The 15,383-nt window shown below is 31.5% G+C and carries 5 protein-coding genes; all 5 read right to left on the minus strand.

Annotation, left to right across the window (positions count from 1 at the left end; translation table 11 throughout):
- Positions 1–75: 75 nt before the first annotated feature.
- Positions 76–2,307, minus strand: a complete 2,232-nt coding sequence (locus A6733_RS02260; RefSeq protein ID WP_092411214.1) for a hypothetical protein — start codon at positions 2,305–2,307, stop codon at positions 76–78.
- Positions 2,308–2,467: 160 nt separating this feature from the next.
- Complete coding sequence (locus tag A6733_RS02265) at positions 2,468–4,885, minus strand: hypothetical protein (protein ID WP_092411213.1); 2,418 nt, start codon at positions 4,883–4,885, stop codon at positions 2,468–2,470.
- 466 nt (positions 4,886–5,351) lie between these two features.
- Positions 5,352–7,805 carry a hypothetical protein gene (locus A6733_RS02270; protein WP_092460345.1) on the minus strand — a complete coding sequence of 818 codons (2,454 nt, stop codon included), beginning with the start codon at positions 7,803–7,805 and terminating at the stop codon, positions 5,352–5,354.
- A 2,853-nt stretch (positions 7,806–10,658) separates the two neighbouring features.
- Positions 10,659–12,626, minus strand: a complete 1,968-nt coding sequence (locus tag A6733_RS02280; RefSeq protein WP_176696091.1) for a DUF1561 family protein — start codon at positions 12,624–12,626, stop codon at positions 10,659–10,661.
- Between the two features lie 245 nt (positions 12,627–12,871).
- On the minus strand, positions 12,872–15,148 hold the full coding sequence (locus A6733_RS02285) for an RICIN domain-containing protein (RefSeq protein WP_092402652.1): 2,277 nt from the start codon (positions 15,146–15,148) through the stop codon (positions 12,872–12,874).
- Positions 15,149–15,383 lie beyond the last annotated feature (235 nt).

The following is a 15,383-nucleotide window of genomic DNA, read 5'->3' on the forward strand; positions in this document are numbered from 1 at the left end:
TGCCACATCAAAAACGATATATCAAAATCAATTCTGCAAATAACAATTAATACATAATATTTACAGTATCATTACTCACTCAAGTTTACTTTTGTAAATTGAAACAACACCTCTATCAACTGAAACTACGTCTACAGCAGTTCTAGCACATTCATTCACTATAGAGCCAGAAATAGCTTCCAATAACTTATCTATTGACTCACCTAACTCTAATACCACTCCATTCGATCCCATAACTAAAGTTGACCTTGTAATTATTGCTCTTAGTTGATCATCCAGCCAAGGAATAAGCTTGTCGAGTATTGATACATCAATACTCGATTTATAATCTGGAGCTTCACACAAAATACGCTTCTCGTATTCTAATCTATCATTTTCCTCAATAATCTTACATAGAAAATCTAATTTTACAGAATTAATTTTTGATATCTCAACATTTGACACGGAAAGATCAAAGTCATCAAACTTTGTAAAAACAGTATTCATAATATAAAAATCCAAAAATACTCGATCTATCACATAACTTCTTACTTTCTCATGAAAACTATAAACGGACTTTCTTATTATTTTAGATACAATTTTACTATTCTTAAAATATAAATATTTAGATTTACTAACTTTACTAGCTCTAGAAAGTAACAATATTTTCTTGGGAAGAATACCTCTAAGTACTGAAAAATTAATTGACCTATTAACATATGACTTTACACGATTGATCATATTACCTCTAAATATTTTTTCACTAATTTCGTGCAAGTTCATCCCTATATGTGGAGAAACTTCATTAATTGCATTATCTATTACACTTAAAAAACCTATATCCGATAGAGAAGAAAAAACAAAATCAAATAGACTAGCACGCACATTGCTCTCTAGAATAAAAAATGATCGATCACTGACTTTATTTACAAAATAACCAGACATCATGTCCCTAACATCATACGCCACCGACATACATATGGGAGCAAATATTTTCATTACATAGTACCTAAATCCATTCCCTATATAATTATTACCATCATCAATTATAGACCTTAGTGATTTATAAAACATACTACTATCAATCGAACTTAAATTAGATGGTAACAAACATTTATCCATTTTACATTTTCTTTTGAGAACTCTCTTTCCATAATATATTCTATGTCGTACATCTTCATATAAAGAAGATACTATTTTTTTCATTAATTCAGGAACAATAGAAGTACCTACAAATGCTATAGTACCATCTGATCTAAGAACTGGAACTTCTTTGCTAAATGTGTCAGTAACTAATAGATCTAAATTTTTTATATGTAAATCTAACAACTCAAAAAAACCTGGAATATCTGTATTAATATCCATGAAATACTTACTTTTAGTTCTTGCACCAATAATGGTACTGGAAAGGTATCTGTTTTCTAAAAAAGATATTTGGCAAAAAAATTTCCTATTAAAACTAGATATAATCTGCGTTACTGATGAAAAAATTTCCATATCAAACCAGGAAACTCTTCTGAAAAACAATTTTTTAAAAAATGCAATGGATGTAACTAATTCCATAAATATAACAACACATTTATTAAATATGTCTGATACTAGAAGGGAAACCGTTTCTTCAAAATCAATTGCAGATACCTTACTAACATCAAACTTTCCAATGATTTCTGTAATTCTTTCACTAAAAATGATACCTTCGAGTTCTGATTTAAGTAAATTAATATCACTTTTGGATAAAAAATTATCTTTTATTGAACGAAAGTTTAGTCCTGGAACGATATTAAAACATTTTATAAATTCATCAACTACATTAATATATAAAATATTATAAATACAATCGTGCAAAGTACTATTAATAACATTGTTTACTATATTTAACTCATAATTTTTGTATTTATTTTTTTCTAGAAGCAATACTACCAATTGCTTGCGATAGGCTTTAGCCAATCTACCAAATAACAATTTTAAACTAAAAAAACTGCTGTTAACTTCTTCAGGTATCAAATCTATATCTACTTTAACTTCATAATCATCACAAGATAATTTCAATAAATTAGAAATACACTCCAAATCAATTTCCATGTCTTTGGGTTGGCAATAAGCTTCTTGCTGGTAGGTGTCCATTTTTTTAGGACACTCTGATAGCAAAACAAGAGCTTCTGCAGCTTCTGTTCTTTTAATTATTTCATCGATATCGATTGCCACTTCTTCAATACCAACATTTCCTACACCAATATCATTACAATCTGTGTCAATAATTTCATTTTCACAACAATCTAAATTATTGCGATCATCTGCTGTAGGTAATAAAGTAATTGATGGGCTCATAATATCGTTCAACTATTAACTTATAAGTAAGTAAAACTAGATTGTATAAATACACAAAAGCTATATGTAGAAACACCATATATTACATAACGAGAAAGATGTAAACACAACCACTAGTAACAATTGCTCTTAGCATACAGGATAATCATTTATTTTTACCTTACTTGCTTTTAAGATTGCTTTTATCAGCGGAAATACGACTTTTATCAACACAAATTACATCTCTCACGGTAGAGACACATTCATTCATTACGGAATTAGATATTATCTCTAATAATTGATCTACTAGAGGTTCTCCCAATTCCGATACTACTCCAGAGTCCAAAACCAAAGTTGATTTAGTAATCATTGCTTTAATTTCGTCACGCAACCACGGCATGAATTTGACTATTTCCAGTTTATTATCATTCAATAAAGAATTTGTTTTCTTACCAGACACAAAAAAATCTGACCTTCTAGCATGCATAATATTTATGTAATTTGACCTATCAATTTCCCTTATAATTTTGTAAAGCAATTCCAATTTTACAGAATTAATTTTTGATATATCTGCATTAGATACACAAAAATCAAATCCATCAAATTTTGTAAAAAGGGTATTTTCAATATAAAAATTTAAAAACTCGGGATATATCAAAACACTTTGTACCTTTTCTCTAAAAACATCAACATAAGTTTTGAATATGTCATGAATCATATCATTAGTAATCCGTTTAATTTTACTATTATCCTCACTAAGAACTGATATCTTTTTAGGAAAAATATCCACAAACAATTCAAAAGTAAACAAACTACTGACACCATTCTTTACATTATCAATTAAATTGTTGGCAAACATTTCAGCACAAACATCGTGTATATTCATTCCTACATGTAGAGAAACTTCGCCAAATTTAGTATCTACATCATTCAAAAATTCCATATCTGACAAAACAGAAAGAATCAAATTAAACATTCCACAACGCAAGGTAGTCTCTAGTCTAAAACATGACTGTGAACTCAATATATTTCCAAGATTAACAATGATTTCCCTGATATCATACGCCACAAAAACACAGACGGGAGTAAAAATTTTCATTAGATAATATCTAAACCCGTTACCAATATAATTCTTGCCATCGCTAATTACAGAGTTCAGTGATTCATAGAAATCATTACTAGAAATGGCTAAACTAGACCTATCTGATTCTGAAAAATTATCTACCTTGTATCTTCTCCTAAAAATCTTCTTTCTAGAAGACATTCTAAATAATACATCCTCCTTTAATGAATGTATCACTCCCTTCGTTAGTTTAGGTAAACCAGAAGAATTAAAAGTTACAACATTACCGTCTGATTTCAAGGCTGGAACCGCTTTCTTAAATAGATCAGTAACTAAACATTCCAGTTTTTTTAAATGCAAATTTACCAACTCAAAAATTTTTGGAAATTTCGCCATTACATATAAAAAATTTTTATGCTTTAACCTTACATCAAAAATAATGTTGACTAAATATTTTCTCTCTAAAAAACATATATCACAAAAAAGTTTCCTGTTAAAATCATGTATTGTTTGCACCAATGGAGAAAAAATCTTTTTATTAGACCAAGAAACACTTCTGAAAAATATGCTTTTAAGAAAGGAGGCAGACGTAACTAACTCTATAAATTTACTGACACATTTATTAAACAAATCTGTGATTGAAAATGAAATATCATCTCTTAAACGACCTGATAATAGGTGTTTATTATCAAAGTATATGATAGTTCTCGCAACATCTTCACTACAATTAGAAAAAACATCTCTAAACTCTAATTTGAGCAAATCAACGCCACTCTCAGACAAAAACCCGCCTCTCACATAATCTAAATTTGTTCCATTGACATAGTAACACTTTAAAAAATTATCAACTGTACTCATTGCAGAAATCTTACAAAGATACATATCAAAAATATTATTAACAGTATTGTCAATGATCCCCGTCATATAAAGGTTACTTGACGACATTACTCCTTTTTTAACCAAAGAAAAAACCAACTGATTTACACAAGATTTAACTAACAATCGAAACAACAAATCAATACTAAAAAAACTACTGTATATTTCTTCTTCAGGTAATACACTAACATCTAAATCTAATTCACTATCACCACGAGATACAACCGATGAACCATGAGTGGGAACTGAGCAATTTTTAATATCTTTTTTATAACTCGTATCCGCTATTTGATGGATCGACGAATCAATCTTTTCAGAATCTGACGATAAAGTAAAGAGTGCATTTGCAGAATTTTCTAGCTTGCCCTCTCCTACCGTTTTATAAGAAGATGAGAGCAAAACAAGCGCTTCTGCAGCTATCTTTATTCCGCTTTCCTCTTTTACCTTATAGGAAGATGACAGCAAAACAAGCGCTTCTGCGGCTCTCTTTGTCTCATTATCTATATCTCCTGCAAAAAATCCTACCTCTGTAGATGCTTTTGCCTCTGGATCCTTAACATAAGTTTTTGTGCATATATCCTGACCACTAACATCATTTTCACAATAATCACAATTAAAACAATCGTGCTCTGCACAAACTAAAGTAACTGATGGAGTCATAGTACGGTCTAAATATTAAATTTGTTTATAAAAAAGAATAATGATACTAAGATTGAGAAAATTTAGTATTACACTATTACACAGTAAGTATAAATTATTATTAATAATATAAATTTTTAAATTAATCGATTTTCACACGATAATAATACAAGTATCTCAAATTTGGTTTTATTATCAAACACATCCAAGCCAAGACAAATATAAACGCGTATCAACACAAATACAGAACATTGAAGACACTGCAATTAAATCAATCTTCGCCAGTGATATCCTAATAGCAAACAATATAAAGCTAAAACTACAAGCACTGAAAACTACAAGCACTGATATGTAATATCAAACTACCTCCCACACTTGCAGTGTGAACCAATATTATTAACCTACTTAATTAAAAATAAACAATAAAATGACAGCAATAATTCCGCGCTATAACGATGATTTTAAGTTAATTTTTATTACACATGCTCTATACTTTATTCATAGCTGCCCTAATTCTATCTACAGAAATAATATCCTTAGCAATTACAACACACTCTTTGACTATATGGTTAGAAAGTGCTGCCAATAATCCTTCAATTAATTCTCCTACTTCTAATATCACTCCATCAGATCCCAAAACCAAAGTAGATCCAGTAACTATTTCTCTGAGTTTGAAATTCATCCACGGCATAATTATGTCCACCACTTCTTTATCAATACATGAAAGCAAATTTTTACCCCCACCTACAATCCTCTTACTGTGCTCTAATTTATCGCTTTCTGCGATAATTTTACAAAGGAAATCCAATTTTACAGAATTAATCTTCGACATCTCCACATTTGATACAGAAAAATTGAAGTCACCTAACTTTGTAAAAAGTGTATTCCTAACATAAAAATCTAAAAATTCCTTTTCCACTGCACAATCTTTTATTTTCTCACAGAAATTATAAACAGACTTTGTAATCACATCAGATATAATTTTACGGTCTTCAAATGACGGGCGCTTGTATTTAGACTGACCAGAGGATAATATTCCCCTAGGAATAATACCTTGAAGGGTATAGGACGAAGTCATAATTGATTCAATCACATTTCTCTTTATGATTGTAATCAGATTTATATCAAAAATTTTGTTACCTATTTCACATAAATTCATTCCCATATATGGACAAACTTGTTTAAATGCATTGTCTATTTCGTCTAAAAATACCATACTTGATAGAGCAGAAAAAACTAAGTCAAACATACTAGAACGCAATTTTCCCTCTAACATAACACACGATCTTACACTTATTTTGTTTCCAGAATAACTAAACAACATTGTCCTTATATCACATGCTATAGAAATACAGATAGGAGAAAATATTTTCATAAGATAGTATCTGAATCCATTTCCAATATAATTGGATCCGTTATTAACTATAGAATTAAGTTCCTTGTAAAACATATTGCTACAAATATTCGATCCCAAATTACTTGAAAAAGTATCCAGTTTAAATCTTCTTTTAAAAACTTTCTTTTTGGCACATACTCTATGGCATATATCTTCACGTAAAGAAGATAATATATTCATTATTAATTGAGGTATAATAGAATTATCCACAGAAACTACAACACCATCTGGCCTCAAAGCAATAACATCCTTCTTAAATAGATTAATAAATAACTGCTCTAGATTTTTTGCGTGAGCATTCATTAACCCAGAAGAATCTATCTCTGCATTAACAGCAGTAAAATGTTTATGTTTCAGTCTTGCACCCATAATAATACTAATTAAATATCTATTTTCTAAAAAACCCACCTCGCAAAAAAGTTTCCTATTTAAGTCAATTATATTTTGTGGCACTGAAAAAAAAATTTCAATGTCAAACCAAGAAACTTTTTTGAAAAATAATTTCTTTAAAAAGTCAGAAGAGATAATTAATTTTAAAAATATAGATGTACATTTATCAAAAATTTCTTTAGCTAAGCAGGAAATAAAATTTCTTAATTTTTTAAAAACTGAAGGGCCAAATTTAAAAGTTTTTAAAGATTCTTCTACGATATCCTTACTATAGCTATTGGGCACACTTTCAAGTTCTTCTTTAAGTAGATTATAATTACTTTCAAGTAAAAATTTATCTGTTACCAAATTAAAATCAGTCTCTGGTGCAATGTAAAAATGTTTTATAAATTCATCAATTGCTTTCATAGAAGTCATATTATCAATGCAAATATTCAAAATATTATTAATGGCCATACTAATAGAAGTAACGTTAGATAATATATACGTTCGCATCTGGCATTCTTCGTTTTCAAAAATCAGATTAAACACCTCATATTGATATGACCTGAATAACCTACGGAACAGTAACTCCAAACTAAAAAAATTATTGACTATTTCTTCAGGTAATAAATCTATATCTACTTTAGATAAATATCTATTGTAAGACAAAGCAAACAAATTAGAAAAATCTTCTGAAGATATTAGTGTATCTTTTTTATGTAAACTTGGACTAACACCACCCTGATAACTTGGACCAGCAACCTCCTGATAACTTGGACCAGCAACCTCCTGATAACTTGGACCAGCAACCTCCTGATAACTTGGACCAGCAACCTCCTGGCAACTTGGACCAGCAACCTCCTGGTAACTTGGATCAGCAACCTCCTGGTAACTTGGACCAGCAACCTCCTGATAACTTGAACCAACAACCTCCTGGTAACTTGAACTATCAATTCTTTGTGAAATATAGCTTCGTTTATAAGATGACGACAGTAAAATAAGGGCTTGTGCGGCTAATTCTATTTCATTTTCTTCTACTGATCTTATGTCATGTTCCTCTACGTCACCCATATCTACTGTCGCATGGCAACCCGGATCACTAATTTCAGTTTCACAACAGTTGCAATTGTAACAATCATGTATGGCACATGCTAAAGTAGCTGATGGGGTCATAATATAGTTCCAATATTAACCTATTTATCCAAAATTCATAATACTAAGATTAAGTAAATTTAATGAACATAAATTACACAGTTACTACTTGCAGGTAATACTTTATACAAAGTTATATATTATAGATATGACATAAATTGCTTTATAAAAATTAATGACTATAATATAATATTTTTTATTATAATTAATTAGCATGGCTTAAAAAATTATGCCGAGTAAGCATCTAAAAAAACAGAAATTCTGTCCCCATCATAAAAGTTAACTCCCACACACAACATATATGCACGATAACTAGCAAAAGAAAGACGAACAAAAAGTTTTGGGCATCAATTATCGTAAATACATATCACTCATACACATAACAATAATCACAAAGCATCAACAATATAATTTTTTAAAATCACATGTTATAACTATATACAGACATCCAATCAAGACAAACGCTTGTTTTTTATTAGTCTTAATTGATTTTTTATTTCGATTATACCTCTAGCACTTCTATCAACAACAATATCTTTCGCAGTTCCAGCACATTATCTCATTACATAATTAGAAAGCGCTGTCAATATCTCCTCCATTAAATCTACCACCTCCAATACTATCCCTTCGGATCTCATAATCAAAGCAGGTTAGGTAATTACCTATCCAAGTTCAGAATGTAGTAACGGCATAAATTTAGCTATTAACTATTTATCAACAAAAAATGCCAAATCTAAGCTTTCAGATAAAATCCTCTTCTCGTGTCTTAATTATTCACTTTTATCTACAATTTTATAAATAAAATCTAATTTTGCAGAATTTCGACATCCATAAATTTGATATGTAAAAATCAAATCCATCCTCTTTTATAAAAAGAGTATTTTTAATATAAAAGTCTAAAAACCATTCATGTACCGTATAACTTCTTATTATTTTTAATAAAACTTAAAACATAACTCTCCACTGCATTTAGTATAATTGCACTATCAATAAAACAGTGCCTTTTAATTGAGTGTCTAGCAAGAATAATTATGCTTTGGGGAAACATATCTTTAAAACATTCTCTGGCTCACTAATGCCTTGTTTTACAGCTTGTACAAGAGTTTACCAAATACTTATGCACTTACTTTTTTATATTCATCCCTTCACAAAGAGACATTTCTTTAATTAAACTGTTTATTGTAACTAAAAAATATACAAAATAGCACAGAAAAAATTAAATTAAACATATTAGATCTGATTTTACTTCCTAACATAGGATCTTAAAATAATTACATTTACATAATTAATACTCATCAGAGAATCAACATCATATGCTAATGAGATAGACATAGGAGCGAGTACCATCATAAAAATACGTACTACTACAAGTACTTACTTCTGAAACATCCTATAAAAAACTTGTCTGATCTAAATTTTCTTTCAAACACCACCTTTACAAGACATATTATATGCCATATATACTCATGTAAGAAAGATGACATTTACTCATTAATTTAGGTACAACAAAATCATATAACATAACTACATATCCATCCGATTTCAAAGCAATAACTTCTTTACAAAACGCACCACTAATCAAACATTTTATATTTTTTATATATAAATTTAATAAGTTAAAAGTTTTTGTGATTTATGTTAGCTCCAATGATCATACTAACCAAACATTTTTTTCTAAAAACCTACCTCGCAAATAACCCCCCATATGAGCTCTATGAAATAGAAAAGGAAATTTCCACACTAAACCAAGAAATTTTTCTGAAAAATATTTTTTCAAGAAAAGAAAATAACTATAAGAAACTTATTACTTTAATAAAGCCATATATTTGATTAAGTAAATCTGAAATTAAAGATAAGGATATTTCATTAAAATAAGCTTCACATAAATCACCATCGCTAAAAATTTTTAATATTTTCTTTGATTATTTCTCCAACTGCTTCAATATAAAAAATGAAATAATTCCTTCTTTGAGTAGTTTAATACTACTTATAGATAAAAATTTATCTTCTATATAAATTCATTACTTAAATAATATTAAAATATTTTAAAATATTATCAACACCACTCATGGAAAAAAATATTTCCAATGTAAGTACCTAAAATACTATCAATAGTTCTATTATTAATTTTAATTTAAAACATCTAATATTAAAACTTTGTTCTCTTATTTCCTCCAAATCATCTGCGGCTAATTGTCTATTATGAATTTTAACTAATCTACAAAAAATAATTTTAATCTAAAAATCTCTTCAGGTGATAAATCTATACTAGCTTTAAGCGCAGTGTTATCACAAGATGGCATGAATAAATTTGATGCTAAATGAAAAAGTGCCTGTAAAGCAGATTCTATTTAGCTCCCCTCTTATGAAGAAGCATCACATTCTACTTCACCCATATCTCTAACATGCATGAGCATCACTATTAACTTCATTTTCAAAATAACTGCAATTGCACAAATCATGAATTAAACAAGGCAAAGTATATAATGTACTCATGATACAGTTCAGACATTAATTTATTTATCCAAAATTAATGATACCGACACTGAGTAAATTTGGCTGATGTAAATTACACAGTTACTACCGACTAATAGTGCATATAATTTGTTGTTATTACAAATCAAGTAATGTATTTCTTAAAATTGCAATACACTATTAACTGCTAATATTTAATCAAATAGAGGGGTTATATTATATTCATAGCAAGCTTACTAGATACTTAATTGACGTTTATAAAAACAAATCATCTTTAATGATCAACTTGTGTATAAACAGCATGGTATACCCCCCAAAAAAAATAAACATATACTGGGTGCAAAAAAATGCCCGACAAATATTAATCATCGGGCAGTTGAAAACAAAATACCTAAATTACTAGTAATACCAGCAACGAGAAGGAACTAAACCACCATTATATTCGTTAGTTGCACACTGGTAAACACTATCCAAGGAAAATCCTTTATTAGTTTCAAGGGCTTGATAATACGAGAAGTCTAATCCATATTCTCCATGCTCTTCATGTTCTGCATGTTCTTTATCGCAATCCCTAAAAGAGTAGAAGAAACTACCTTCATCACCAACCCTATCTGCAACAGAAAATGCATAAACATTATCCACATTCAGATGTTCACTGGCAAAGAATCCCCCCAAATCGTACCCACCGAAAAATGCGTCAGTAAAATTATGAACACTCACTTCATCATTAGGTATATTTGTATCCAAGATTCGTACCCCTTGGAATTTTAATGAAGATTCAGAAATAACTAACAAAATACGCTTCTTCTCTGGATGAACTCTATCCTCAGCTAATACAAGCAATATCCCTTCAGGATGAGAATACACATACCCCATCAGAGTAATGATAGACATGGGGACATCTTTAGTTAAGGAGCTAACCCTGCCAGGTAGTATCTTATCTAGAATCGTATTAAGAAGAATAATCCTCTCCTTATCAGTAACAGGAACCCGACTTATATCTTCCCATAGCGAATGACGAGAAGCCGCTAGAAATTCCGAGACGGTACCATTGTACTGAGAAGGATATAAGGATTCACTTCCAACCGGATGAGTGACAACATACAAAGCGTTAATACCCTGTATAAGGCAAAGTAGGCTATCACTAACACCAACCTCTCTACAGCTAGAAAGACCATCGTTGCGAAGAGCGTAATCCCTTAAAATATCATAGTACTTACCGAAGGTTTTGGGACGCTTTTTAGCATTATCAACAGCCACATCACTGCCAGAACAATACCTACCACTATCACCAAAAATTCCCATAAAAGCTTGAGACTCAAAACTAAGCCAGTCACGACCAACACCAGAAGAAACATTAAACACCGATGGAGTCATCCAAGAATCTTCATAATCAACGCTTTTAGAATTTATTACATAAAGACTGCCGAAATTGTACCCGTATGGGGCAACCGACAAGTAATTACCTTGCGAATCGCGCCAGTAAACATCACCATCCACACTGTACTCAGAAAAGAACCCCGTACCACCAACCCTAATAGGAATCCATCTCTGTTTTGGATCTACATCATCGACAGATCGAATAGTATCATCACAATTCTCCCAAAAAGCCCATGCCCAATTATGATTGCTAACAGATTCATCAATATGGGAGGACAGACACACTTTCTGTGGTATATGATAAATAGCACCGTGAACATGCCCTACACGATACGACTGACTCGTTAATCTTCGTGTCACTGGATCATAATTAATCGACAAGCCTTTTTTAACATTGCTGGAACTCAATCCTTTCGCACCAACATAATACACAAGACCGTTAGTGTACTTCCAGACTAACTTCATTGGAATATCGAGATTAGCTGGATAAGAGTAGTGGCTATCGAAGACATCAGGATGGGTCATGTAAGTGTCATAGCATTCTGATGAACGGTAACATATAGCACCATAAAGAGAAGTATTAATAGATGAACGGCGACTCTGTACTCTAAAACTTGTACCATGTAAAAGAAGCTGGTTACCCTGAACATCCCACTGCTGGTAGCGATTACCAACTTCACATCTATCGAACGACAACCAGCCCCAATCGTTATTCAGTTCCACTGTATCTTCAGGAGCTGTCAGACAGTAATTTGAATTTTCGTATTCGACAGACAAGCGTCCATAAATATCGTACCTAACATTAGGAGCATTGTCACATGAATCAAGATACAGGTATAACTCATTACTAAAGACAGTAAAAATATTTCCTAAACCTGCAGAATAACAATACTCAACTCCGTTATTGTCAGTAACTTCTAATTTATCAGAGAAATCATCTGCCTTGCCACCATGGTAATAAATAGCCATAGCTGGAAAACTCGTCATAACCAAAACTAGATAACACAAAACCATCCTAAGTAAAGGCAACATATACTTTATCTTTCGCATATAATGTAAATAAATAACTAAACAACGCTACCACAAACCTACATTACTCAAAATCACATATATAAAATCTATACTATCAGGAAATTGGACAACAAAAACACCTAAAAGCCAATTATTCCCTCCTTACAACCTTTTTTAGGATATATCAAAACCTTACTAAACGCACGTACCAACAAGTCCAACTAATCTGCTAAAAATGGTACAAGCTTCCAGAACTGACCACTTCTACCATCACAAACATCTATCGTTACAGGATCCATTGCAGTAACACTAGCACTTAAACAAAAATCGCCAAGACTTATGGTACTATCATAGTTGATTCTAAAATAGTTGTTCGCGTGGGTAAAGTTGCTTAGACTAAGTAAAGATCCAGCGCTTAAACTATCAGCAGTTATATAGTAATCTGAGTATGCCCCAAAAGTAAATGATCGGGATGATGCATCAAAACCAAGATTTATTGAAAACAATTGCGAGATATCGGAGGCACACTTTGTAGAAAAAATATGCGCACTGCTATGATAATACGGACTATCAGCCTTAATACATGATTCATTGTAGTTGCTAGCAGTGTTGACAATCGAGAACAGAACATTTGCGTCACGATCGTAGTTTTTAATATTGTAATAGTGATAATTATACTTAGTACTACAATCTACCAACGACATGTAGTGGCCATCGCTATTACCAGGGATAAGACAATTGCCAAATTTAGAATTACGTATCCGTAGACTATTATCTAGGTACCATAATTGTTTGTCATCATTGTATTTACAGTTATAAAATAAGATTGGGCTCTTTGGACCGGCAGCCGTGGCACAGTACTGAACAAATTTTATATTACCTGACACTTTTCGGGAGTAATAATAAATAATTTGAAAATACTTAGAAAACAAGTTTGGGCGGTTAATATATGCTACTTTGTTAAATCTATATGAATCTTCTGAACATAAAAACATACTAAGATTAACATAAGACAAGTCATAAATATCCTCTGCAGCAATACAGTTTCCCTTTTCAGTTATAGTATGTGGAATTCCTATTGGCTTGCTGGAAAATAAAATAAGCATAGGATCAGTACCACCTGCGACCGAAGAATGGAGAACCAAACTAAGCTTTCCTCTACGGTCACTTTCGAGACAAAAGTATCTCCCAGATGAATCCTTGGAAGTAGAACAAATATTCATGACATAAATATCTGAAGTATGACCAACAATATTATATGACCAAACATCAGTTTTACCGGGAACACAATCCTCTTCAAAAAATTCATTATTCTCTCTGGGAACAATGCAGGAATTATGAGAGGTCATGAGGTGAGATACCTGTCTCCCACCTTCTTGCAGCACTGGGAGCACAATCTCAAAATTAGGAACACTATCTATATACCCGGTGGGCAAATAATGCTGATCAGAGAATTCTAATTTAACCCTACGATCCTTATTTTCTGTATAATCTCTAGAAATTACAAGCTTCTTACCAAAAGGAAAAGAATAAAAATTGCCGGCTGAAATGCTTGGGGAAAACAATTCACCCATGTAGCCAGTACAGTCCTTACCTGTAGTAGCGGATATGATTCGCCACTTGGTTGATAATAACTTATCCCAAGCAAGCAAAACTACAAGTCCACTTCCATTTACAGCCATTGCCATATCTCTCATAATAGGAGATGCATACATCAAAAACACAGCATCACTATCACTATCCTTCTTAATGTAAAAATTACCAAAACCTGAGTATAAAAATGGACCATGCACAAGAGGAGAGTTACTGCCATCAAACTCAGGCATAACAAACTCCCCCCAATCATGCCAAAATTGAATATACGAAGAAGAATCAAATGAAGATCCTACTGGAACGATATGCAACAGATAATTATTGGCATAGCGACCATAATCTACACCTAGATATGAATATCCTAAATTGGATAAGACCATGTCATCATTATAAGTATGTAAATAAACATCCCCACATTCTCCAGTAGACAATTGCTTAATATCTTTTTTATGAAGCAACTTATAGACACTATCAATACAATTAGCAGAAGTAGTATGTTCGCTCAACTGAACACGAAAAGCAGCACCAGCCCAATAATTAGGAATGTACTGCATAATAGTTAAATAATTATTACCCTTACCAGAAACAATCCAATTACTTTCATTAGAATCAAAAGACATACCAAGAGATGTTGGGCTAAGCAAATCAAGCGCCAAATAAGATCCAGTACTTGATCCCGATGGCTCTATCCTAAATACACCAGTTGCATTATCAACAATTGAAAAGCTCCATCCACGATCGCGTGCGTTGGATTCTATAACGTTACCGTACTTAATTTTCCACCATTTAGGTGAATGATAAAATTTAATATCAACAACATCACATTCACTACTGGAAGAAAAAACATTGGCTGCTTGAAAAAAAACAATAGTAGCTGTTAACCACAAAAAAAACTTATTTAACATAAATTTCCTCACCAACAGCACCTATAAGCACCCTAATGCAATAGCAAAGTTATGATACAAAAACACAATATATGACACTAAAAACGTTACTTAGGGCAGAAAATTTTCTTTCAAAAATGTCCGCCCTAAATAAGTGTGGATAGTATCATAAGCTTCTCTGCCAAAGATTATTATTTTATAGTCCACTGCAATGTAAATGATATATTTGATTCAGCAAACCTAAAAAACGGCTTCA

The organism is Candidatus Ichthyocystis sparus (genome assembly GCF_900078745.1).
Classification (GTDB): Bacteria; Pseudomonadota; Gammaproteobacteria; order Burkholderiales; family 2013Ark19i; genus Ichthyocystis; species Ichthyocystis sparus.